Consider the following 21,715-nt stretch of genomic DNA (forward strand, 5'->3'; position numbering starts at 1 on the left):
GCACCTGGGATAGCCTTGGCTGCTGTTGCATTGCTATTGCTTTGCATTAAGCAAACTTGCCGAAAGGAACACGCAGAATGATTGCTTACGTCACCGTTGGTGTTGACGACATGACGCTTGCGGAACGTTTCTATTCTGCGTTCCTGCCAGCTCTTGGCTACGAGCTGGAAGAGTATCATGGAGACCTGAGTTACGTGTTGCCGGTAGAGCCGGGCCAGACCCCCGTTTCTCCGGATTTCTACGTGAAATCACCCTATGATGGCCGTCCTGCCTTAGCTGGGAACGGCAACATGGTTGCGTTTCAGGCCAGTAGTCAAAAGCAGGTTCGCGACCTTCACGCTGCAGCGCTTGCTGCAGGTGGTTCTGACGAGGGGCAGCCGGGTTTTCGTGACTCGTATGGACCCAATTTTTATGTTGGCTATCTTCGCGATCCTCAAGGCAACAAGATCGCTCTGTTCTCCAGTAATCCAGACGAACCCGGGCGTGACGGATAAGGCAGGCTTCATGGGCGACAAAGCTGTCTGTCGTGCTGCCTTACAAAATTTAGTACAAAAAAGGGGTGGGCCTGAATTGGCCACCCCATCTTTGTTTCGTGCTTGCAACCGCTTTCTTACGAAGCCGCCTTCATCAAACCTCTTTCGATGATTTCAGCGTGCGCCTCATCCAGCGATTTGTGAATCCGCACGAACATCTCATCGATTTCCGCCGGAGTCAGGATCAACGGGGGCGAGATGATCATGCGGTCGCCCACGTGGCGCATGATAAGATTGTTGGCAAAGCAGCGGTCACGGCAGATGTACCCAATCGTTCCGGGTTCAGACGCGAATTTTGCACGGCTTGCCTTATCGGGAGTCAAAGCAACCGATGCCATCATGCCAACGATCTTGGCTTCGCCGACCAACGGATGGTCGACCAACGCTTCCCATTTTTCTTTCAGGTAAGGGGCCGCGACATCACGCACATGCTCAACAATCTTCTCTTCTTCAAGAATGCGCAGGTTTTCCAACGCGACCGCCGCTGCGACCGGGTGGCCCGAGTAGGTGTAGCCGTGGTTGAATTCGGTACCGCCGATAACTTCTGCAACCTCATCGCAGACGATTGACCCACCAATGGGGGCGTAGCCAGAACTGAGGCCTTTGGCGATGGTCATGATATGCGGTTTGATGCCAACGGTTTCGGACCCGAACCAGTTGCCCGTACGACCAAAGCCGCAGATCACTTCATCCGCGATCAACAAGATATCGTACTTGTCGCAGATGCGCTGGATTTCCGGCCAATAGGTATCGGGGGCAACGATCACACCGCCCGCACCCTGTACTGGTTCGGCGATAAAGGCCGCAACGCGGTCTTCGCCCAGCTCGAGTATCGCCTCTTCCAACTCGCGTGCGCGGGCAAGGCCAAACTCCTCTGGCGACGTATCACCACCTTCCGCCCACCAGTTCGGCTGATTGATGTGGTGAATGTTAGGGATCGGAATGCCGCCTTGAGCATGCATGCCAGCCATACCACCCAGCGATGCCGAGCCTACCGAAGAACCGTGATAGGCGTTTTTGCGGCTGATGATGATGTTCTTGTCCGGCTGGCCTTTTTCGGCCCAGTAGGTGCGAACCAGACGAATGTTGGTGTCGTTCGCCTCTGATCCGCCTGCGGCAAAAAATACGTGGTTCAGATCACCCGGCGCCAGTTCCGCGATTTTCGCGGCCAGAGCGATGGCGGGAACATGGGTCGTTTTGAAGAACGTGTTGTAATAAGGCAGTTCGCGCATCTGACGGGCTGCAACTTCGGCCAGCTCATCGCGGCCATAACCAATATTGACGCACCACAGACCCGCCATGGCGTCCAGAATTTCCTCGCCTTCGCTGTCCGTCAGGTAAACACCATTGGCTCGGGTGATGACGCGTGCGCCTTCTTCGCCCAGTGATCCATTGGCTGAAAAAGGATGCATGTGATGTGCTGCATCCAGGGCCTGCAACTCAGCAGTTGGCATGTGGTTTGTGATGGTAGACATCGGAGAATCTCCTGCAACAGCGGTTGCGGATCACAATATGATCAAATTTTGTGCTGTCAATCGAATCGAGACAAAACTAGGCGTTCGTGAGGGCGCCGGCCATAAGTTCCATTCCCTGCTCGATGTCTTGTGCGGTAGCGATTGCCGCTTTCTCGGCATCGCCATCGCGCAATGCCACGATGATGTCCTTGTGGCGATCAGGCAGGCTTTGGGTCCCGAATCGTCCACATACAACGCGCAGTGAAGGACCGAACCGAAGCCATAAACGTTCTGCCAGATCCTTGAGAATCGGGGCGTCAGCGTGGGCATAGAGTGTTTCGTGAAAAGCATGGTTCAATCGCAGGTACCCACCAACATCCCCGTCCGCGATGGTGCGGTCCAAACGCTGATCAATCCTTTCGAGCTGGTCTATGTCGGCAACAGTCATATTCTTTGCCGCTCTTCTCGAAAGGTCTGATTCTATTGACTTTCGTGCGAATATCATCTGCTCGATATCGTCGTCATTCAGCAGCGGTACACTCACGCGCCGATTGCCTTGAAAGATCAATGCTCCATCCGAGATCAGGCGGCGGATCGCTTCACGAACCGGGGTCATGCCGACGCCCAGAGAATCAGTCAGACCCTGTATCGTGACCGGCTGTCCGGGTATCAAATCGCCAAACATGATCTGTGATTTCAGTGTGCGATAAACTTGTTCATGTGCCGGTTGCTTTGGGTTGTCCATCTGCTCCGAGGATGCCTTATTTTTGATCAAATCCAAGTGGTTCATACCGTTTTGAGGAACCTTCTCTTGTCATGTTCCTTAGCCTCGTGAAACCATACGCTGTATCGAGTGAAAACGCAAAACTTGATCAAATCCAAAAAAAAGGGAAAATACCCTCACACACGCAGGGAGAAGAAAATGAAAATCAAAACGCTGACAATGACAGCGATCGTCGCGTTGGGGACTTCGGCTGCATTCGCCGAAGAGGTACGCGTCTATAACTGGTCAGACTACATCGACGAAGAACTGCTGAGTAAGTTCGAAGAAGAAACCGGTCTGACGCTGATCTATGATGTGTTCGACAGCAACGAGGTTCTGGAAACCAAGATGCTAGCCGGTGGATCGGGTTACGACGTTGTTGTTCCTTCGGGAACTTTCCTGCAGCGCCAGATCCAGGCTGGGGCGTTTCAGGAACTCGACACGTCGAAACTAGCAAACTCCGGCAATCTTTGGGACGTCATTCAGGAACGCACCGCAGGCTATGATCCAAATAATGCCTATTCGATCAACTATATGTGGGGAACCACAGGGATCGGCGTAAATGTTGACAAGGTCAAAGAAGCGCTGGGCGAGGACGTGGCGCTGAACAGCATGGATCTGGTCCTGAAGCCGGAGAATATGGAAAAGCTGGCCGAATGCGGCGTGCATTTTCTTGATGCCCCAACAGAAATCATCCCGATGGCGCTGCAGTACATTGGTGAAGATCCGGACAGCCACGACAAGGATGTTATCGCAAAGACCGAGGAAATTCTGACCGCAGTTCGTCCGTATGTACAGAAGTTCCACAGCTCAGAATACATCAATGCTCTGGCCAACGGTGATATCTGTGTAGCGGTGGGTTGGTCGGGTGACATCCTTCAGGCCCGTGATCGCGCAGCCGAGGCCGACAACGGTGTGAACATCGAATATTACCCCTTTGCCGAAGGGTCGTTGATGTGGTTCGACCAGATGGCAATTCCGATTGATGCACCGAATCCTGAAGGCGCACACAAGTTCCTGAATTTCATTCTGGACGCCAACAATATGGCAGCTGCTTCGAACTATGTGTACTACGCCAACGGCAACAAAGCCTCACAAGAGTTTCTGGAAGAAGACGTGATTGGCGATCCGGCAATTTATCCGGATGAAGCTACGATGCAGAACCTCTATATCACCACTCCTTATCCGGCCAAGACCCAGCGGGTCGTGACCCGCCTTTGGACCAAAATCAAATCGGGCACCTGATCCGATTGCTCAGTGCAAGGCGGCAGACCCGCCTTGCACATCATTTGTCCAGACCGACATACGGGGGCCGCTTTGAACTCTGACGTCTTCGCGCCGTGGGATGACCCACAGGCGAAACCCTTGATCCAGTTTCAGAATGTTACCAAGCGCTTTGGTTCATTCACTGCAATCGACAACCTGTCGCTGGATATTTTCGAACGTGAATTTTTTGCTCTGCTCGGACCATCGGGCTGTGGCAAAACCACGATGATGCGAATGCTGGCCGGGTTTGAAACCCCGACTGAAGGCCACATTCTGCTAAGCGGTCAGGACATTGATCCGATCCCGCCGAACAAGCGGGCGGTGAACATGATGTTCCAGTCATACGCCCTGTTTCCACACCTGAGCGTCTGGGAAAACATCGCCTTTGGTCTGCGTCGCGACAACATGCCAAAACGGGATCTGGAAGACCGGGTAGAAGAGATGTTGCGCCTGACCCGACTGGAACAGTTTGCGCGCCGCAAGCCGCATCAGATTTCAGGTGGCCAAAGACAACGTGTGGCACTTGCCCGATCATTGGCAAAGGCCCCGAAACTGTTGCTACTGGATGAGCCTCTGGGTGCCCTGGATAAAAAGCTGCGCCAGGATACGCAGTTCGAACTTATGGATATTCAGGAGAAAACCGGCACCACCTTCGTGATTGTGACGCATGATCAGGAAGAGGCGATGACCGTTGCCAGTCGCGTTGCGGTCATGGATCAGGGACAGCTCAAGCAGGTGGCAACGCCTGATCGGATCTATGAAAACCCAAATTCGGTTTATGTCGCGGACTTCATCGGCGACGTGAATATCATCGTAGGTCGCGCATCCGCGAACGGGGATGAAACCTATCAGATCGACTGGGCAGAAGGTCAGGCACCTCTGACCGCGACCTCTTCTGCCGGGTTTTCGAACGGGCAAAACTGTCATCTGGCGATCCGGCCAGAGAAGGTGGCTATTTCCGCAGAACGGCCTGCGGATGCAATCAACGCGATACAGGGCAAGGTGCACGACATTGCCTATCTCGGTAATCTATCGACTTATCACGTTGAGTTGCCGAACGGCACGATCATCAAGGCGCAAACGGCAAATACCCGTCGTATCTCGCGCCGGTCCTTTACCTGGGAAGACCCGGTCTGGCTGTCGTTCACGGCCACGGCTGCGGTTCTGTTGGCCAGCTGATGCGCCGCGCCTTTCTGATTGCCGTTCCTTATCTATGGCTGTTGGCGCTGTTCCTGGTGCCATTCTTTATCGTCATGAAGATTTCGCTGTCGGATACAGCACTGGCCATTCCACCCTACACCCCAACCTTGGATTTGTCCGAGGGCTGGGCCGGTTTGAAAGACTTCTTCAGCCAGCTTGATTTCGAAAACTACGTCTGGCTGACCGAAGATGATCTCTATTGGAAGGCTTATCTTTCCAGTGTCAAAATCGCTCTGATCTCGACCATTCTGACCCTGATTGTCGGCTATCCCATTGCCTATGGAATGGCCCGGGCACCCGAAGAATGGCGTCCGACTTTGATGATGCTGGTAATCCTGCCCTTCTGGACCTCGTTCCTGATCCGCGTCTATGCGTGGATGGGTATCCTTAGCAACGAAGGGTATCTGAACCAACTGCTGTTGTGGACAGGCATAATCTCGACCCCTCTGACGATTCTGAACACCAATACTGCAGTCTATATCGGTATCGTTTACACCTATCTGCCCTTCATGATCCTGCCCATCTATTCTGCACTGGAGCGTATGGATGGATCCTTGATCGAAGCGGCCGAGGATCTGGGATGCTCGCGCCTGCAAGCCTTTTGGCTGGTGACCATCCCGCTGTCGCGCCCCGGTATCATCGCTGGGTGTTTCCTCGTCATGATTCCGGTGATTGGTGAGTTCGTGATCCCGTCCTTGCTGGGCGGATCGGGTACTCTGATGATCGGCAAAGTTCTGTGGGAGGAATTCTTTTCGAACCGCGACTGGCCAGTGGCCAGCGCAGTGGCAGTGGTGCTGTTGCTCATCCTGATCATTCCGATCGTGCTGTTCCAACGGAACCAGCAGAAACAGACGGAGGCCGAGCAATGAACAGGCTGAGCTGGTTCAACGCAGTATCCCTGACGCTGGGGTTTGCCTTCCTCTATATTCCGATGGTTATCCTGATCGTCTTCAGCTTCAATGAAAGCAAGCTGGTGACGGTCTGGGCCGGGTTTTCAACGAAATGGTATGGCGAACTTGCCCAGAACGAGGCCTTTCTTGATGCGGCATGGGTTACTTTGCGTGTCGCTGTTTTCTCCTCAACTCTCGCCACTATTTTGGGGACTGCAGCTGCCTATGTTCTGGTACGTGGTGGCCGTTTCTTTGGCAGAACCCTGTTTTCGGGAATGATCTACGCACCGTTGGTGATGCCCGAAGTGATCACTGGCTTGTCGTTGTTGCTGCTCTTCATCGGTATCGGGCTGGATCGGGGTATCCTGACCATTGTTTTGGCGCATACGACCTTCTCGATGTGTTTCGTTTCCGTGGTTGTGTCTTCACGTCTGGTGACTTTCGATCAATCGCTGGAAGAGGCCGCACTCGATCTGGGTTGTTCTCCGGCTCAGGCATTCCGTCTTGTGACGCTGCCCATCATTGCCCCTGCAGTAATCTCGGGCTGGTTGCTTGCCTTTACCCTGTCATTGGATGATCTGGTGATTGCATCCTTCACCTCCGGGCCTTCGGCCACGACACTTCCGATCAAGATTTTCTCGGCGGTGCGTTTGGGAGTCAGTCCGGAAATCAATGCCTTGTCCACCATCATGATCGCTGTTGTCACAGTGGGCGTCATCACAGCGTCGCTGGTGACCAAACGCGCGATGATGCGTCAAAGGCAGGATGAAATGGCAGCAGCGCGCGCAGAATGAGGCGGATTTTTCCAGACTACACCTACGGACCCGGTCCGCGCACGAATTGCTGGTGGGATGAAACCATCGACAGCCCGGATTGGCCGATTCAGGAAGGCGATCTTAGTGTCGACATGGCAATTATTGGTGGCGGGTTTACGGGTATTTCTGCTGCGTTGCACCTCGCCGAGGCGGGCGCTTCGGTTGCGGTGCTTGAGGCTGAAACGCCGGGATGGGGCGCATCCGGGCGCAACGGGGGGTTTTGCTGCCTCGGCGGATCGAAACTCGATCACGCCAAAATGGTCAGGCGATATGGTTCGGGTGAAACCGAGGCTTATGAGCAGGCCGAAACAGACGCCGTATCTCTGGTTGCGAAACTATTGGCCACACATCAGGTTGACGCCGATATCCACTCCAATGGCGAGACGCAGTTGGCGCATACACCACGCGCTATGGAGAAGCTGCGTCGGAATGCCGATGAAACCGGCGTGCTGCATGAAGCTGCAGATCTTCCGGAACTGGGGTTTGGGGGGAATTTCTTTGGCGGCTACACCAACCCGTTAGGGTTTGGTCTTAACCCGCGAAAATACCTGTTTGGAATTTCTGCCGCAGCGCAGTTGCAGGGCGCACAACTGTTTCAGCAAAGCGCAGTGACCGAGATTAATCGGGCGGCATCAGGATTTGAACTACGGACCCGAAGTGGCCGCATCAAAGCCAGTACCGTCCTTATCTGCACCAACGGATATTCCAGCGAAGATCTGCCGCGTTGGATGGCTGGACGTTACATGCCCACTCAATCGACGGCGATGGTTACGCGTCCGCTAACCGATGCGGAACTTCAGGCGCAAGGCTGGACATCGGATCAGATGTCATATGATACACGTAACCTGCTCCATTATTTCCGCTTGATGCCGGATCGTCGTTTCCTGTTCGGAATGCGTGGTGGTTTGTTGTCTTCGCCCGGCGCAGAGGCTGGAATTCGCAAGAAAGCCCTCAAGGATTTCAGAACAATGTTTCCAGCCTGGGCAGAGGTAGAAGCCACACATATGTGGTCAGGAATGGTGTGCCTGACAAGCGGCTTAACCCCCTATGTCGGACCGGTGCCCAGACAATCCGGAATGTTCGCAGGCTTTGCATATCATGGAAACGGGGTTGCGATGGGAACCTATTGTGGCAAGGCGCTGGCCCGCTTGGCGTTGGGTCACAGTATTGAGTTGCCTTCCCCTATATCACAACCACCGGGCCGATTTCCTTTGGGAACGTGGCGCCGGGCATTGATGCCCCCGGCCTATGCACTCATGGGATTGGCTGATCTCTGAATGTCTGATGCCTATAGAAGGGCTGTGATTTCCAGTTCATACCCTGCGTTATAGTCTACAGCACCGGTCTCCACGCGCCAGAGGCAGTACGCAGCCATACGCCATGCGTACCAGGGGCGAAGGGCCTCATATCGGGCAGCAACATCTGACTGGTCATAGCCAGTTAAAAACTCTGCAGTCTCCGACGCGGACAGCGGCTGCCCACGATAAAGCTGCTGCATAGCCGGTGAGAGAAACATTGCCAGATCTTCGCATGGATCACCCAAAGCCGGGCATTGCCAGTCAATCAGTGTGAGCCCGGTCGGCGCGACTAGGATGTTCCCTGCCACTGGATCCCCGTGGATCAGTTGTCTTTGCGTCAGAGGTATTACGTGTTTTCGCGGGCGCAATTGCCGTAACTGCGCAACACGCTTGGACTGACAACCTGCCAGGATACGCTCGCCATGATCAGCAAGGTCCTCACTACCATTGCACCCTTGAGGCGCATCTATATCTACCCGAAGGGAATGCAGGTTTTTGAGCAGTTTCCCAACGTTTTCAGCTTGCCTGTTCCATGGCGTCCCGGGGGCATGATCATAAAACACCCAGCGATCCAGTCCGAAGACCCCGGCCGCCCGCAAGCGGGGCACGAAACCGGTTGAATCAAAGGCGTGTAGACATTGGGCCTCGAGCTCTGCATCGTTCCGGAAAAGAGGGTTTCGTAGCTCTGAGTTGTAGAGCTTCAGAACCTTGTCACCGTCGCCACCCACAACCTTCCATACCCGATTGGTGCGCCCTCCATACAGCGTTTCAAAACTGGCGTTGGCCGCGACAAACCCCTCGTCAAAGAGTTGCGCGATAAGACCAGTTGGAGGTGAGGAAAGATCAGGCAGGGCTTTTTACCAGTGGCTTGGGGCGAATCGCAATTCGCCAAGACTTGACCTGTCCCACCTGTCAGATCAAGCGCCTGCCCTAACTGCGGTCACATCTCTTGCGGAAATCACGGTGCCGCCTTCTAGTGTTAGTATGATGGTGCCTTCACTTACCTGCGCTTCTACCACGCGGCTGTAAACCGACCCAGGTTTATCAGACAGCAGCTTTCCGTCTTTGTAGCTTTCGAGAGAGGCCGAGTAGTTGCCAGCAGGCAGCGGATTCCCCGATTCATCCATGCCCGCCCAAGTAAATTCATTTTCAGTTGCCGATACAGTGATGCGGTCAATGACTGTACCCTCGGCATCCTTGATAACAAGAACGACCTTATCAGCAGTGTCCTCGGGATTTGCAAAGATCTCGACAGGGGTGTTGTCGAATTGAAAGGCCGAAGCTGAGCGAACATCCATGCCGACCCAGTTGGACAACTCTTCCAACTTTACGCTACCCATAGCCTGAGTAAGAGTGGCGAGCATATCATTGGTCTGAACCTGTTGTTCAACCATCGAAAACTGCGCCAGCTGCGAGGCGTATTCCGAAGAATCAAGGGGCTTGAGCGGGTCTTGATTTCGGGCCTGCGTTGTCAGCATCAGCAGAAAGGTCTCAAAATCTGAAGTCAGGCCCGAGCTTTTCGATTGCTGTGTGGTTTGTTGCTGCGAAGCAGGCTGAGCCGCTGAATTGGTTGCCGAGATCATCGTCTAAAGCCTCATATCCAGACCCCGATCCGGGATCGTTTTTTGAATGGTAGCTGTATGTTGAATTTCGCGATCAGGCTCAGCAACACCTGGCGTTGCTTCGGAATTATCCGCCTGATTGTCATGATGTGCGTCCGAGGGCGTATCCAGATCGAATGACAAGTTAGCGTATCCCAGTTTTTGGAATTCAGCTGATAACAGCGAAATATGCCTGCGCATCAGATCCAGTGTTTCGGGCCGTTCGGCAGTGATCATCAGTTGCATCCCGTCTTCACGACCGTTCAGAACAATAGAGACACGGCCCAGTTCCTCAGGGCTTAGGGCGATTTCAATACTGCCCGCTCCCGGTCGTGCCGTTACCATCGCTGCCATTTGCCCCGCGATGGCGCGCGCGATTTCGGCACGCGCTGTAGGCGGTGCTGAATTCGTGATTGCTCCGGTGTCTTTTAGATTCTGAGTTTGAACTGCTTCTTTTGAGGAAGGAATGTCTCCCACTTCTTGCAGCACAAAGGGCTCGTCAGTTCGATGCTCACTGGCTTTCGCCAGCAATTGCATATGCGCAGGAGCTGATAGCATCTGCGGAGTTGAATTGCGAATTTGAGCCTGCTGTGGGGTATCACTCAAAGATGCGCGTTTGCTCCAGTGTTCCGGCACTAGATCCATCTTGTTTTCATTGATTGATGAGCTGGAGTCGATCACGCTGACTGCTCGCGTGATAACCGCCTGCTCTGTGATGAGACGTGTTTGATCCGAAGGGGACAGAATTGGCTGACTGGCTTTGCTGTGTCTTGCGGTTGAAACAGAATAGACCGCTAATTCAGGATTTGTCTGGATTGTGGCCGGATCGATGGGTTTAGCTGACTTCTGATCCGGCAGCATGTTCTCGGCTGGAATTGGGTTTCGAGACTGCTGCATCTCAGTCTCATGGAAGCCGGGCTGAGATGTTCTATCCTTGTCGGGCAGCTCTGTTGCCGACTCCGCTTTGGTAGAAGGGCTAGTTATAGTGTGGACCACAAGTTCGGGCTCAGGGTCGGCGTCTGTACGAATTTCATCACCGACTATATCGCCATCAGTTTCCCGTTCAGAGAAGACAGCGGCGTCATCATCGACATCGTCTTGATTTGCGTTCTCGTCAACGATGTCCTGAAATACCAACCCGCCATCGGTTTCACGTTGCTCCGGCTGACTTTTATCAGGATAGGCATTCGGCTGAACCGATGCGGTCATTAATGTCAGAGGGTTGGGCATTTTGCTCCGGCTCCGTTTGTTTGTCCGGAAACTTGCCCGCAGGAGGTTACGTTTATTTTAACCGCTTTCCTCTTTGATCGTGAAAGTTCGAAGCAAATTTCGGAGATCATGATGGAAATCGTGCACACCCCACCCACAGAGCCAGTCCGACCGGTTGCGGAAAGGTTAAAGTCCGCGGCGACGGAGTTGGAAGCGACCTTTCTGGCAGAGATGCTCAAGTCTGCAGGGATGGGAAAATCACGCCAGCTCTTTGGAGGAGGAGCGGGTGAGGATCAGTTCACCTCGTTTCTTGTACAGCACCAGGCGCAGCAATTGGCGCGATCGGGTGGGGTTGGTCTTTCTGAAATCCTGTTCAACGCCATGATGGAGAAAGCGGATGCAAAGAAACCCTGAATCGGACCTGATCAAAGCTCTTGAAGAAGTTTTAGATCTTGAGCGCGCAGCTCTTGTTGATGGAGAGCTGGATAGACTAGATCATATGTTTCCCGAGAAGGAAAAGCTGATCGAGGCACTCAATGACGTGCAGGTGTTCAACAGTGCTGATTTGATTCGGGTCCAAAAAAAGATCGAGCGGAATCAGACTTTGTTGAATAGCGCAGCGGATGGAATTCGCGCGGTAGCCACCCGTATGGCAGAGCTGCGCCGGGTGCGCCAAGAGTTCAGCACATATGACGCATCCGGGCAGCGCAGCGGTTTCGCCGTATGCAGTCATGCCAAGCTGGAAAAACGGGCATGATCGATGGTTTGAATCAAATACAAGATTTACGGGCAGCGGGTCTTAGCACTCCGTTAGTGGATCGCGCTCAAAAGTGGTTCCGCACCTGAAACAGCAGGTGGCGCGAACACCGGATGGTACATCGCACAGGTCAGAACGACAAAATGCCTGCGGGTTTCCGCAGGCGCAAATGGGCGACGAATGCCCGAATGAAAAAGGATGAAAGAAAATGTCCAGCATTCTGACAAACAATGGCGCAATGGTCGCGCTGCAGACGCTCAAGTCGGTCAACAAGAACCTGGCGACAACTCAGAACGCGATCTCGACGGGTAAAGATGTTGCGACAGCCAAGGACAATTCGGCTGTTTGGGCGATCTCGAAGGTGATGGAATCCGACGTAAAAGGTTTCAATGCCATCAAAGACAGTCTGGCATTAGGTGAATCGACTGTGGCGGTTGCGCGAAACGCTTCTGAGACCGTTACTGATCTGCTGACCCAGATGAAAAGCAAGATCGTAGCGGCGCAGGAAGACAACGTAGATCGTGACAAGATCAACGCGGACGTTACAGCGCTGAAGGATCAGATCGCTTCGGTTGTTGGCGCGGCACAATTCAACGGTTTGAACCTGGTGGACGGTTCGGCTGGTTCCGCCTCAATCCTGGCTTCTCTGGACCGTGACAACACCGGCAACGTGACCGCATCGTCCATCAACGTTGCGGGCCAGAACCTGTCCACCGGTGGTTATGTCACCAAGCAGGTATTTGACGGGTCAACCGGGTCTTCCACCGGCAATGACCGGGTTGGTGCGACGATCGCAAACACCGCGACCTCGGCAACCGCTTTGGTAACTGACGAATCCAGCGGTGCCTTTGCTGCTGGTGATAAAGTGGTTGTGGCTATCGATGACCGTGTTGTTTCATACACGGTTACTGCCGCGGATGCTGCAGCGACCACCACCGGTGATATCGTAGCGGTCGGACTAAAGGCTAAGATCGAAGAGATGGGCATCACCGGGTTGACCGTCGAATACGACTCCGGCACGGCAGGCACGTTGGCGATCGCAAACAACACCGGCGCGGACATCTCGTTCTCGGCCCAGTTTGTGAATGCTGGATCCGGTGGCCTTGGTGCGATGGCGGGTATTGATGTGTCGACCGGCGCCGGAGCGACAGCTGCTTTGGCCACTGTTGAGACTTTGATCGATACTTCGATTGACGCTTCGGCAGCATTCGGTTCGGCACAGGGACGGATCGAAACTCAGAAAGAGTTCATCTCGAACCTGTCTGACTCCTTCAAATCCGGGATCGGCGCATTGGTCGATGCAGATATGGAAGAGACGTCGGCACGTTTGCAGGCGCTGCAGGTTCAGCAGCAATTGGCAACGCAGTCGCTTTCGATTGCTAATCAGGCGCCGCAATCGATCCTGTCACTGTTCCGCTAATCCTGAACACAGAATGGGGCGCAAGTCTGCGCCCCATTCCTGATTAGCCCAACGAACGCCAATTGGAAGGATCTACAGTGACCCCTCAAACACTTGCACAACGCGCTTACGCGCAAACGGCCGCTCCAACACGAACACCTCGCGATACGGAATATGAGGCGATTTCCAAAATCACTCATCGCCTTAAGGCGGCAGCAGCACGCAAGGCCACAGATTTCGGTGCATTCGTGCAGGCGCTGCACGAAAATCGGCGTCTATGGACTCTGTTGGCGACGGGAGTTTCGGATGATGACAACGCGTTGCCTCATGATCTGAGGGCCCGGATTTTCTATCTCGCGGAGTTCACCGAACAACACAGCAGTCAGGTTTTGGGAAACAAGGCAGCAGTTGAACCGTTACTAGAAATCAACATGGCCGTGTTGCGCGGGCTGCGTCAGATGAGGGCCACCGGATGAGCGGGCTGGTACTGAAACTTGCACCCAAAGAGAGGGTGTTGATCAACGGCGTGGTAATAGAAAACGGAGATCGCCGCAGTCGCTTTTCAATAATGACGCCTCAGGCAAACGTTCTACGACTGCGCGATGCCATTCATCCGGACGAGGTGAACACGCCGGTGCGCCGGGTTTGCTATGCAGCACAACTGGTTCTTTCCGGAGATATGGCGGCTGGCGATGCACGCCAGCAATTGCTGCGGCGGGTCGAGGAATTGAGCCAGGTATTCACGGATGCCGACAGTCGTCGCGTGTTGGGCGAAGCGACCGAAGCGCTGGTCGCAGAACAATACTACAAATGTCTGAAATCACTCCGCTCGTTACTGCCACGTGAAGAGCGACTGATGGCGTACCACCAATGACTTTTCAACCGGTGGTACCTGCGGGGGGAGTGGCAGGCTGGCGATTTCTGCAGCGAACTTATGATACTCAACTGCAAACTTTCTCCGCCTCGCCATCTAATGACCGGGAAACCAAGTACTTCCTTGAGAACATCAGCAATGTGAAGTCGGCTGAGGACCTCGTCTCGGATCGGAGACTGTTGCAGGTGGCATTGGGTGCATTTGGTTTGGAAGGCGATATCAACAATCGTTACTTTGTCCAAAAGATTCTGTCGGATGGAACGCGATCCGATGATGCTTTGGCGAACAGACTGTCTGACAAACGGTACCGCGAATTTGCTGATGCCTTTGGGTTGGGTCCCGGGGACGTTCGCAAGACTGGTCTGATCACAAACATGGAAGAAGTCGCCCAAAACAATCTGATATCACAGTTTGAGATTTCGGTCGGTGAAACTGATGAGACGATGCGGATGGCGCTTTATGCTCAGCATAAGTTGTCAGATCTGGCATCACAAAGCGGCAGCGAGACCAGAAAGTGGTACGATTTGATGGGTCTGCCACCGTTGCGCAAAATGATGGAGACCGCTCTGGGTCTGCCAGCTGCGTTCTCTCAACTGGATATCGACAAACAACTTGGCGTGTTTCGGGACAAACTTTCCGATCTGACAGGATCTGCTGAATTATCACAATTCTCTGATCCGGATGCAGTACGAAAACTGACAGACACCTTTCTTGCCCGCAGTCAGATTGCACAACTTCAGAATACGATTTCACCAGGTCAAACTGCGCTGATTTTGTTGGGTGTGTGAAATTGAGTCGGATTTAGCAGACCTGTGAATGTGAACAGCGTCGATAAATTCATGCATCTAAAACCGCATCAGCTGATGTGCGAAGGGCATAAGATGTGACGGGTCGGGAAACGTTGTGAAGTTTGACATCACCAAGTGGAACCGCATGTTTGCAAGCGGGCTCGATATCTTCAGACACGACGATTCTGTGATTGACCGATTTGCCGAATTCCCCCAACCGTGCAGCGATATTTGCGGCCTGTCCGATCACGGTGAAGTCCAGTCGCTCGCGCGAACCGACATTCCCATATGTGACACGGCCGAAAGCAACTCCGATAGAACAATCGCAGTGATGATCATTATCCGAGGTTCGAAGTTCCGCCAATCGTTCGACAATCTCGATTGCGGTGCGCTGGGCGTTTGTTCTGGCCGTTGCGGCATCGTCGCCGGCAGGGAAGACAGCCAGGACAGCGTCGCCAATGAATTTCAGAACTTCGCCGCCATTTTCGTGAATTATACCCGAAACTGTCTCGAAGAACTCATTGAGCAGTGTAATGTACGCGCTGCGTCCCAATTGCTCTTCAAGACTGGTTGAGTTGCGCAGGTCACAGAACATAATAGCCGCGTCTATGTCGTCACCGTCGCCGCGGCGAATATCACCCCCCAGCACACGTGCGCCGGTTCGCTTGCCAACATAGGTTTCAAGCAACGCCTGTGCATTTTCGCGTTGCATGAATACTTCATAGTATCGCGCGATAACGGACGAACACTCGAAGACAAGGCCCAGGTTTTCGGTTGTGAACCCATCGGGGTGATCGCAGGTAAGTGTCAGCACATTCGTACGGCCATCGGAAAAGGGCAGCGGCATCGCCACATAGTCCGTGGCACCTTTGGCGCGTAAATCTTCCATGATTGGAAAGCTGTTATGCGGATTGTCGCTGTTCAGGCGCTGCCGTACCCCGCCAAGCCCGTTTGACACATGGCGCAGGGGACTGTTGGTGAAAGCGGGGTGGTCATAAATCTCGTACGTGGGCGCGAAGGTAGAAATCTCGTCCTCACCCTTTTCCCAGATGTAGTGTTTACCCGCGATCAGGGGATGTAGGGACCATGCCAGAATGCTGAGTCGCTGAATCGCGATCCCATGATCCAGCATCTTTTCGGCAAGCGCTTTGGTGAAGGCTTCCGGAGTATCAACGACCGAAGCGCCCCGCATTAACCAATCTATAAGCGGGCCACTGATGTTGCCATCATCGGGTTCTCGCAACTGGTTTTCGCCGAGATCTACGTTTGTATATGCTGCGGGCATAAAGCCGATATGACCTTGAATAGCCTTGCTTTCGGGCAAGGCGTCTTCATATGCCCAAACTGAGTTTGCAAGCTGTTCACCCGCCAACAGGATGTCGTGGTAGCTGGCAGTTCCTTTGAAGGGACAGAAGGTCTGCAACTCTGTTTCGCCGCTCAGATCGACGCAAACGTCTTTGCGCGGGACGTAGATCGCGGGCGGCAGACGGGTTTCATACATGACTTTGGCATCGTGGCTTTCAGCCAGCAAGGTATCACCACGAAAAATGGCGATCCGACCATTCAACCGTTCAACGGATATCCCATAGCCTTTGATCTTCGGGGTGGCGTGGACGTTCATCAGTAACCTCCTGTGCCCGGGCCACTATAGGATGGGCTCTGAGGTTGATATTTCCAAGAGGGTCGACGCAGAATTTACCAAATGAGACCGATAATGGTCGCTAACCGATGGGTCAGCATCACACCATCTGGATGACATCCTTTTCGATAGACAACATGTATCCGCGTTTGGCGATGTTCTTGACCAGCAACTCGCTGACCATTTGATTGCCCAACGCGTCACGCAGTCTCTTGATCCTTGTGGCGCCGGCGGCTTCATCACAATCGGCTGCATCCCTGCCGGAAATCATCGCCTCGATCTGAGCACCGGACAGAACTTCATCATCCAGTCGGGATTCCGCCAGTACAGACAGGGTCTCCATCGCGGCCGGTGTCAGCTTGAAATCCATGTTGTTCAGATAAACAGTGTTTTCTTCGCGGCTGATCAGCAGAGAGGTCACCTGAATCCCTGTCCGTTCGATCTGAGCCATGCGCCGGTTCAGCATTACAAGCATGACAAGAAACACCAATGCACTGATCAGCATTGCTGTGGCAAAGACCAACAGAACAAAAATCACCATGCGATAGCTGGACAACGTATCGGCAAAGGCAGTGCCGGATTGCGCCAGTATCTCCAGCAACCGGATTTCTGCCTGCGACGTCAGATCGCTTTCTATGAACAGTCTCTCAACCCGGGCGTTGAATGCATTCGCATCCGGCAAGGTCCAGAACAGAAACACGGCGGCTGTGACCAGAATCAAAACAATCGCCGCGATACCCGCGCCGACAAGCCTTACCCCTGAACGCCGGGCCTCAGAAACGGAGATAGAATTTTCCGGCATTGGCCTTCCTCTGATCCAATCCTTCCGATCCGAATACGGTCAGAACATTCAGCAAGGTCCAACCCGAAGCTTTCAGTCGTTGGGCGACCTCCTGCTGGGCCTGTCCTTTGTCACAGGCCGAAACCTGCATGACGCCGTAGTGCAGACGCAGAGGGTTATCCTGCTTGGCCTTGTAATCGGCATAACATTCCGCCGCCGCAACGGTGGCTCCAAGCGATATCAGGGTCGCGATAGTCAGAGAAGAGACGATCTGTTTCATAGGCCGCATCCTGCGCATGTGTTTGCGTGATATTCAATAACTCAAAGGGTTTCGCGGCACTGATATTCGATAACAAGCCGCCGTTATTGCTTGTCTGATGGGGGCAGGACCAGAGTTGACGCATCGAATTCGCGGCCAATCTCCGGTTCGCTCCATCATCCGAAAGGACGCGCATCATGCACAAGAAATTCATTGCTCTGATCGTTGCAACAGCTGTCACAATCACTGGTGTTTCGGCTTCAAAGGCCCGGGCTGCTGACGCTCATGATATTCTGGGCGGTCTGGCCGCGATTGCGATCATCGGGGCAGGGGTCCACTACTATAATCAGGAAAAGCGCAAGCAACGGACGACGCGCCATCAGACTTATACGCCTCAGCCCTACGTGGCTCAGCCCAGCTACCCGGTGCGCCCTTTGCCACAACACGTTGCGCGGTACGACCTGCCGCAACAGTGCCTGCGCACCTATAACGCCTATTCAAACAATCAGCCGCTTTTGGCCCCGAAATGCCTCAAGAAACACTACAAACATGCCAATAGCCTGCCTCAAGAGTGCAAGATCGGTTTCTGGAATGGCAAAAAGGTGAAGCGGGCATACGAACCCGCATGCCTGCGCCAGCAAGGTTACCGCGTCGTTTACAAGTAATTACTTTCGAGCAGGAGCGGTGCCATAGAAGCAGCGCGCAGGAGAGGGTGGTGCAGGCCGCCCTCTCTTTTTGTCTTGCGACGGGGCGCGAAACGCGGTTTTCGATGGGTATGACAAAACCGGATTATTCAATTGAACAGGCGGCAGTGGCGCAGGGGTACCTGCGAATTGCCGGCGTGGATGAGGTTGGCCGCGGGCCCCTGGCCGGACCGGTGGTTGCAGCGGCGGTTATTCTGAACCCCAAGGATATTCCCGAGGGGTTGAATGATTCAAAGAAGCTGACGGCCAAGCGGCGTGTTGCAATGGATGCGGCTGTGCGTGACCGCGCCGAGTTCGCCATCGCCGAAGCCTCGGTTGCCGAGATTGACGAACACAACATCTTGCGTGCCTCGCATCTGGCGATGGAACGCGCAGTTGCGGCTCTGAACCCGCCGCCGGACTATTTGCTGATCGACGGAAACATGATCCCGAGGGGGCTGGCGATCCCGGCGCAGGCGGTTGTCAAAGGCGATGCGCATTCGGTGTCGATTGCGGCGGCTTCGATAATAGCTAAAAACTGGCGCGATCAACTGATGGTGGATTTGGCGCAACAGCATCCCGGCTATGGATGGGAGAAGAACGCAGGCTATCCGTCAAAACAACACAGAGAAGCACTGCAAAATCTCGGCGTGACCCCACATCATAGGCGTTCGTTCAAACCGGTACACAATATCTTGTATCAAGAGTAAATCGTAAGCTGCTGATTCAAAAAAGAAATTGACGGCGAATCGACTTTGACTCATCCTTGTCTCAACCAAATGAGCGCAAAAGCGCCGTGGAACTTGAGGCAGAGATATGACAACGACCAAGACAAAGGGCGCAACCGCGCTCCCTTTAAACACGATTCTATCCGGGGACTGCATCGAAGTGATGAACAGTCTGCCTGCGGAATCTGTTGACCTGATTTTCGCGGATCCGCCCTATAACCTGCAGCTTAAAGGTCAGTTGCACCGTCCCGATAATTCTCAGGTCGACGCGGTCGATGATCACTGGGATCAGTTCTCGAGCTTTGGTGTCTATGACCAGTTCACTCGCGAATGGCTAAAGGCCGCGCATCGTCTGCTCAAGCCGAACGGCGCGATTTGGGTGATTGGGTCTTACCACAACATTTTCCGCGTTGGTTCGGCTCTGCAGGATGCTGGGTACTGGATTCTGAACGATGTCGTCTGGCGCAAATCGAACCCGATGCCGAATTTCCGTGGCAAACGGTTCACCAACGCGCATGAGACAATGATCTGGGCGTCCAAGCGGGAAGGTGCCAAGTACACGTTCAACTACGAAGCTCTGAAAGCGCTGAACGAAGGCGTGCAGATGCGCAGCGACTGGGTTTTGCCGATCTGCACCGGGCACGAGCGTCTCAAGGATGAAAACGGCGACAAAGCGCACCCGACGCAAAAGCCGGAATCGCTTTTGCACCGTGTTTTGATTGGCTCGACCAATCCGGGCGATGTGATCCTTGACCCGTTCTTTGGCACAGGCACGACCGGTGCTGTCGCCAAGATGCTGGGGCGCGAATTTATCGGGATCGAACGCGAGGAAAGCTATCGCAAGGTGGCTGAGAAGCGCATCTCGAAGGTTCGCAAGTTCGACCGCGAAGCGCTGGAAGTCAGCGCCAGCAAACGCGCCGAACCACGCGTACCTTTTGGCCAATTGGTCGAACGCGGGATGCTGCGCCCCGGTGAAGAGCTTTATTCCATGAACCAGCGCCACAAGGCCAAGGTTCGTGCAGACGGAACGCTGGTCGGCGACAATGTCAAAGGCTCGATCCATCAGGTCGGCGCGCATCTGGAAAACGCACCGTCCTGCAACGGATGGACCTACTGGTGCTTTAAACGTGACGGCAAAACGGTTCCGATTGACGTGCTGCGTCAGCAGATCCGGGCCGAACTGCACAACTAATTTCACCCATACCGCCGGTGCCTGTGGCCTGACACAAGGCACTAAGCCTTGCCCCGCCGTATCCGGCGGGGTCTTTTGTTTTCATCTATGGGGTGTTTGGATGGGGCACCGATCCCCATATCCGGCAGTACAACGAGGGAGCATTGGGTATGTCCGATACCACCGCAAACCAATCCCGTTTCGAACGTTTCTTTGTCACGCAGCCGGACAACTTCGATCTGGACAACAAATACACCGAAGCCGCGTTGGAGCGGCACAAGCGAGAAGGGCTGGAACTTGCGGTTCGGGCACGCTGGATCGCGATGGCGCTTACCGGAGTATTGCTTATCTTTCTGAACCCTCAGTGGGATGTGCTGTACTATCATTTCATTCTGCTGCTCATTTGCGCAAATGGCTGGCTGATCCGCAGGGCTGGTCGCGTGGGACAGTCGCGAACGGAATTGCTGCTGATATTCGTGGATCTGCTGATCATGACACTGGGGATGATCATTCCCAACCCGTTCAGCGATGATGTGCGACCGCTGGCGATGCAGTACAGGTTCGACAATTTCCAGTACTTTTTCATCATTCTGGCGGCGGGAACGTTGGCTTATTCCTGGCGTACGGTTATCGCGATCGGATCTTGGACCGCAATGATGTGGACTGCTGGCTGGATCATCGCGTGGTGGGTGGCTACGCCAATTCCCGGCATCACGGAACGCGTCAACGAAGCCCTGGCTGGGTTTCCGGATGTGGCAGAGATGCTGGATCCCAACAGCTTCATGGCACCCCAGCGCATTCAGCAGGTGATTGTCTTTCTGATGGTTGCCGTGACACTTGGGGTATCGATGCGGCGGTTGAACCGATTGCTGATAACCAATGCCGGACTTGAACGCGAGAGAGCAAACCTGTCGCGTTACTTCTCGCCCAACGTGGTCGATGAACTCAGCCAGAATGACGAGCCGCTTAAGCAGGTGCGCAAAGAGAATGTAGCAGTTCTGTTTATTGATATTGTGGGTTTCACGAAATTCGCCTCAGGTCGTGATCCGTATGATGTGATCGAAGTCTTGCGCGGCTTTCATGCGCGGATGGAGACCGAGGTGTTCCGCCATCACGGGACGCTCGACAAATATCTCGGCGACGGATTGATGGCCACTTTTGGCACGCCGGTACCGACGCCCCTGGATGCCAGCAATGCGCTGGCCTGTGCCCGCTCGATGGTAGAGGTGATTGATCGCTGGAACCTTGAACGTCGCCGTGCGGGCGAGCCGGAAATCCACGTGGGGATCGGTCTGCACTATGGCTCGGTCGTTCTGGGTGACATTGGCGCCAATCGGCTGGAGTTTGCCGTGATCGGGAACGCGGTGAACGTGGCGGCGAAGCTGGAGGCGATGACCCGTGAATTCGGCGCGCGCGTGGTGATGAGCGACGACTTAAGCACACAGGTCGCCCGAGAAAGCCCAACAGGGTCGGAGTTGATGGCGGGGTTTTCCCGACACGATAACAAATCTGTTCGGGGCGTCGAAAACAACATGAATGTCTGGATGATGTAATTTCAGACAAGCCTGTCGGTTGATGCCGCAGTATTGATGCGGTTGAGACGTACG

At 54.2% G+C, this 21,715-nt stretch carries 24 protein-coding genes; 16 read left to right on the forward strand and 8 right to left on the reverse strand.

The window, feature by feature from the left end; translation table 11 throughout:
• The first annotated feature begins 77 nt into the window (after nt 1–77).
• The gene (locus tag ACR0CW_RS18060) at nt 78–494 is read left to right on the forward strand and encodes a VOC family protein (RefSeq protein ID WP_480788852.1); all 417 of its coding nucleotides are present in this window, start codon (nt 78–80) and stop codon (nt 492–494) included.
• A gap of 116 nt (nt 495–610) precedes the next feature.
• Here ACR0CW_RS18060 and ACR0CW_RS18065 read toward each other — a convergent pair whose 3' ends face one another.
• Nucleotides 611–2,008: an aspartate aminotransferase family protein gene (locus ACR0CW_RS18065; RefSeq protein ID WP_155145898.1), complete on the reverse strand. Its 1,398-nt coding sequence runs from the start codon at nt 2,006–2,008 to the stop codon at nt 611–613.
• Between the two features lie 76 nt (nt 2,009–2,084).
• Nucleotides 2,085–2,732 carry a GntR family transcriptional regulator gene (locus ACR0CW_RS18070; RefSeq protein WP_480788853.1) on the reverse strand — a complete coding sequence of 216 codons (648 nt, stop codon included), beginning with the start codon at nt 2,730–2,732 and terminating at the stop codon, nt 2,085–2,087.
• A gap of 177 nt (nt 2,733–2,909) precedes the next feature.
• Between ACR0CW_RS18070 and ACR0CW_RS18075 the strand changes: the two genes are divergently transcribed.
• The 5 genes from ACR0CW_RS18075 to ACR0CW_RS18095 all read left to right on the forward strand — a co-directional run bounded on the left by ACR0CW_RS18075 (nt 2,910) and on the right by ACR0CW_RS18095 (nt 8,198).
• Nucleotides 2,910–3,995: a polyamine ABC transporter substrate-binding protein gene (locus ACR0CW_RS18075; RefSeq protein WP_155145894.1), complete on the forward strand. Its 1,086-nt coding sequence runs from the start codon at nt 2,910–2,912 to the stop codon at nt 3,993–3,995.
• Nucleotides 3,996–4,067: 72 nt separating this feature from the next.
• The gene (locus ACR0CW_RS18080) at nt 4,068–5,195 is read left to right on the forward strand and encodes an ABC transporter ATP-binding protein (RefSeq protein ID WP_480788854.1); all 1,128 of its coding nucleotides are present in this window, start codon (nt 4,068–4,070) and stop codon (nt 5,193–5,195) included.
• Complete coding sequence (locus ACR0CW_RS18085; RefSeq protein ID WP_155145890.1) at nt 5,195–6,085, forward strand: ABC transporter permease subunit; 891 nt, start codon at nt 5,195–5,197, stop codon at nt 6,083–6,085. Before ACR0CW_RS18080 ends, ACR0CW_RS18085 begins: the two co-directional genes overlap by 1 nt.
• The gene (locus tag ACR0CW_RS18090; RefSeq protein WP_155145888.1) at nt 6,082–6,900 is read left to right on the forward strand and encodes an ABC transporter permease; all 819 of its coding nucleotides are present in this window, start codon (nt 6,082–6,084) and stop codon (nt 6,898–6,900) included. Before ACR0CW_RS18085 ends, ACR0CW_RS18090 begins: the two co-directional genes overlap by 4 nt.
• A complete protein-coding gene (locus tag ACR0CW_RS18095) occupies nt 6,897–8,198 on the forward strand; it encodes an NAD(P)/FAD-dependent oxidoreductase (RefSeq protein WP_480788855.1) in 1,302 nt (433 codons plus the stop codon). The genes ACR0CW_RS18090 and ACR0CW_RS18095 overlap by 4 nt, the downstream gene beginning before the upstream one ends.
• Nucleotides 8,199–8,209: 11 nt before the next feature.
• On the opposite strand, the gene ACR0CW_RS18100 is transcribed toward ACR0CW_RS18095, so the two are convergent.
• From ACR0CW_RS18100 to fliK, 3 genes are all read right to left on the reverse strand, one after another.
• Entirely contained in the window at nt 8,210–9,070 is an 861-nt protein-coding gene (locus ACR0CW_RS18100) for a phosphotransferase (RefSeq protein ID WP_480788913.1), read from the reverse strand.
• 66 nt (nt 9,071–9,136) lie between these two features.
• Nucleotides 9,137–9,802, reverse strand: coding sequence for a FlgD immunoglobulin-like domain containing protein (locus ACR0CW_RS18105; RefSeq protein ID WP_480788856.1), 666 nt, complete (start codon nt 9,800–9,802; stop codon nt 9,137–9,139).
• 3 nt (nt 9,803–9,805) lie between these two features.
• Entirely contained in the window at nt 9,806–11,050 is a 1,245-nt protein-coding gene (fliK, locus tag ACR0CW_RS18110; RefSeq protein WP_480788857.1) for a flagellar hook-length control protein FliK, read from the reverse strand.
• Nucleotides 11,051–11,161: 111 nt separating this feature from the next.
• On the opposite strand from fliK, the gene ACR0CW_RS18115 reads away from it, so the two are divergent.
• From ACR0CW_RS18115 to ACR0CW_RS18140, 6 genes are all read left to right on the forward strand, one after another.
• Nucleotides 11,162–11,443, forward strand: a complete 282-nt coding sequence (locus tag ACR0CW_RS18115; RefSeq protein ID WP_480788858.1) for a rod-binding protein — start codon at nt 11,162–11,164, stop codon at nt 11,441–11,443.
• Nucleotides 11,427–11,786: a flagellar biosynthesis protein FlgN gene (locus ACR0CW_RS18120; RefSeq protein WP_480788859.1), complete on the forward strand. Its 360-nt coding sequence runs from the start codon at nt 11,427–11,429 to the stop codon at nt 11,784–11,786. The genes ACR0CW_RS18115 and ACR0CW_RS18120 overlap by 17 nt, the downstream gene beginning before the upstream one ends.
• A 208-nt stretch (nt 11,787–11,994) precedes the next feature.
• Nucleotides 11,995–13,206: a flagellin N-terminal helical domain-containing protein gene (locus ACR0CW_RS18125; RefSeq protein ID WP_155145877.1), complete on the forward strand. Its 1,212-nt coding sequence runs from the start codon at nt 11,995–11,997 to the stop codon at nt 13,204–13,206.
• A gap of 77 nt (nt 13,207–13,283) precedes the next feature.
• Complete coding sequence (gene flaF, locus ACR0CW_RS18130) at nt 13,284–13,661, forward strand: flagellar biosynthesis regulator FlaF (RefSeq protein WP_170336883.1); 378 nt, start codon at nt 13,284–13,286, stop codon at nt 13,659–13,661.
• Nucleotides 13,658–14,059, forward strand: coding sequence for a flagellar biosynthesis repressor FlbT (flbT, locus tag ACR0CW_RS18135; RefSeq protein WP_155145873.1), 402 nt, complete (start codon nt 13,658–13,660; stop codon nt 14,057–14,059). Before flaF ends, flbT begins: the two co-directional genes overlap by 4 nt.
• Nucleotides 14,056–14,847 carry a DUF1217 domain-containing protein gene (locus ACR0CW_RS18140; protein ID WP_480788860.1) on the forward strand — a complete coding sequence of 264 codons (792 nt, stop codon included), beginning with the start codon at nt 14,056–14,058 and terminating at the stop codon, nt 14,845–14,847. Before flbT ends, ACR0CW_RS18140 begins: the two co-directional genes overlap by 4 nt.
• Nucleotides 14,848–14,896: 49 nt before the next feature.
• Here the strand turns inward: ACR0CW_RS18140 and ACR0CW_RS18145 are convergent, their stop codons facing one another.
• From ACR0CW_RS18145 to ACR0CW_RS18155, 3 genes are all read right to left on the reverse strand, one after another.
• Nucleotides 14,897–16,468, reverse strand: coding sequence for a DUF427 domain-containing protein (locus tag ACR0CW_RS18145; protein ID WP_480788861.1), 1,572 nt, complete (start codon nt 16,466–16,468; stop codon nt 14,897–14,899).
• Between the two features lie 118 nt (nt 16,469–16,586).
• On the reverse strand, nt 16,587–17,288 hold the full coding sequence (locus tag ACR0CW_RS18150) for a winged helix-turn-helix domain-containing protein (RefSeq protein ID WP_155145867.1): 702 nt from the start codon (nt 17,286–17,288) through the stop codon (nt 16,587–16,589).
• Entirely contained in the window at nt 17,260–17,547 is a 288-nt protein-coding gene (locus tag ACR0CW_RS18155; RefSeq protein WP_155145865.1) for a hypothetical protein, read from the reverse strand. The genes ACR0CW_RS18150 and ACR0CW_RS18155 overlap by 29 nt, the downstream gene beginning before the upstream one ends.
• Before the next feature lie 176 nt (nt 17,548–17,723).
• On the opposite strand from ACR0CW_RS18155, the gene ACR0CW_RS18160 reads away from it, so the two are divergent.
• The 4 genes from ACR0CW_RS18160 to ACR0CW_RS18175 all read left to right on the forward strand — a co-directional run bounded on the left by ACR0CW_RS18160 (nt 17,724) and on the right by ACR0CW_RS18175 (nt 21,661).
• A complete protein-coding gene (locus tag ACR0CW_RS18160; protein ID WP_480788862.1) occupies nt 17,724–18,191 on the forward strand; it encodes a hypothetical protein in 468 nt (155 codons plus the stop codon).
• 110 nt (nt 18,192–18,301) lie between these two features.
• Nucleotides 18,302–18,919 (forward strand): ribonuclease HII, encoded by a 618-nt coding sequence (locus ACR0CW_RS18165; protein ID WP_170336875.1) that lies wholly within the window; start codon nt 18,302–18,304, stop codon nt 18,917–18,919.
• A gap of 106 nt (nt 18,920–19,025) precedes the next feature.
• The gene (locus ACR0CW_RS18170) at nt 19,026–20,129 is read left to right on the forward strand and encodes a site-specific DNA-methyltransferase (RefSeq protein WP_170336873.1); all 1,104 of its coding nucleotides are present in this window, start codon (nt 19,026–19,028) and stop codon (nt 20,127–20,129) included.
• 149 nt (nt 20,130–20,278) lie between these two features.
• Nucleotides 20,279–21,661, forward strand: a complete 1,383-nt coding sequence (locus ACR0CW_RS18175; protein WP_480788863.1) for an adenylate/guanylate cyclase domain-containing protein — start codon at nt 20,279–20,281, stop codon at nt 21,659–21,661.
• Nucleotides 21,662–21,715: the final 54 nt, after the last annotated feature.

This window comes from Ruegeria sp. CH6 (genome assembly GCF_056537005.1).

What these genes read in the sequence shown, in the direction of transcription:
- ACR0CW_RS18060 (WP_480788852.1), top strand. Translation starts at nt 78, where the DNA reads ATGATTGCTTACGTCACCGTTGGTGTTGACGACATGACGCTTGCGGAA.
- ACR0CW_RS18065 (WP_155145898.1), bottom strand. Translation starts at nt 2,008, where the DNA reads ATGTCTACCATCACAAACCACATGCCAACTGCTGAGTTGCAGGCCCTG.
- ACR0CW_RS18070 (WP_480788853.1), bottom strand. Translation starts at nt 2,732, where the DNA reads ATGGACAACCCAAAGCAACCGGCACATGAACAAGTTTATCGCACACTG.
- ACR0CW_RS18075 (WP_155145894.1), top strand. Translation starts at nt 2,910, where the DNA reads ATGAAAATCAAAACGCTGACAATGACAGCGATCGTCGCGTTGGGGACT.
- ACR0CW_RS18085 (WP_155145890.1), top strand. Translation starts at nt 5,195, where the DNA reads ATGCGCCGCGCCTTTCTGATTGCCGTTCCTTATCTATGGCTGTTGGCG.
- ACR0CW_RS18090 (WP_155145888.1), top strand. Translation starts at nt 6,082, where the DNA reads ATGAACAGGCTGAGCTGGTTCAACGCAGTATCCCTGACGCTGGGGTTT.
- ACR0CW_RS18095 (WP_480788855.1), top strand. Translation starts at nt 6,897, where the DNA reads ATGAGGCGGATTTTTCCAGACTACACCTACGGACCCGGTCCGCGCACG.
- ACR0CW_RS18105 (WP_480788856.1), bottom strand. Translation starts at nt 9,802, where the DNA reads ATGATCTCGGCAACCAATTCAGCGGCTCAGCCTGCTTCGCAGCAACAA.
- fliK (WP_480788857.1), bottom strand. Translation starts at nt 11,050, where the DNA reads ATGCCCAACCCTCTGACATTAATGACCGCATCGGTTCAGCCGAATGCC.
- ACR0CW_RS18115 (WP_480788858.1), top strand. Translation starts at nt 11,162, where the DNA reads ATGGAAATCGTGCACACCCCACCCACAGAGCCAGTCCGACCGGTTGCG.
- ACR0CW_RS18120 (WP_480788859.1), top strand. Translation starts at nt 11,427, where the DNA reads ATGCAAAGAAACCCTGAATCGGACCTGATCAAAGCTCTTGAAGAAGTT.
- ACR0CW_RS18125 (WP_155145877.1), top strand. Translation starts at nt 11,995, where the DNA reads ATGTCCAGCATTCTGACAAACAATGGCGCAATGGTCGCGCTGCAGACG.
- flbT (WP_155145873.1), top strand. Translation starts at nt 13,658, where the DNA reads ATGAGCGGGCTGGTACTGAAACTTGCACCCAAAGAGAGGGTGTTGATC.
- ACR0CW_RS18140 (WP_480788860.1), top strand. Translation starts at nt 14,056, where the DNA reads ATGACTTTTCAACCGGTGGTACCTGCGGGGGGAGTGGCAGGCTGGCGA.
- ACR0CW_RS18145 (WP_480788861.1), bottom strand. Translation starts at nt 16,468, where the DNA reads ATGAACGTCCACGCCACCCCGAAGATCAAAGGCTATGGGATATCCGTT.
- ACR0CW_RS18150 (WP_155145867.1), bottom strand. Translation starts at nt 17,288, where the DNA reads ATGCCGGAAAATTCTATCTCCGTTTCTGAGGCCCGGCGTTCAGGGGTA.
- ACR0CW_RS18155 (WP_155145865.1), bottom strand. Translation starts at nt 17,547, where the DNA reads ATGAAACAGATCGTCTCTTCTCTGACTATCGCGACCCTGATATCGCTT.
- ACR0CW_RS18160 (WP_480788862.1), top strand. Translation starts at nt 17,724, where the DNA reads ATGCACAAGAAATTCATTGCTCTGATCGTTGCAACAGCTGTCACAATC.
- ACR0CW_RS18165 (WP_170336875.1), top strand. Translation starts at nt 18,302, where the DNA reads ATGACAAAACCGGATTATTCAATTGAACAGGCGGCAGTGGCGCAGGGG.
- ACR0CW_RS18170 (WP_170336873.1), top strand. Translation starts at nt 19,026, where the DNA reads ATGACAACGACCAAGACAAAGGGCGCAACCGCGCTCCCTTTAAACACG.
- ACR0CW_RS18175 (WP_480788863.1), top strand. Translation starts at nt 20,279, where the DNA reads ATGTCCGATACCACCGCAAACCAATCCCGTTTCGAACGTTTCTTTGTC.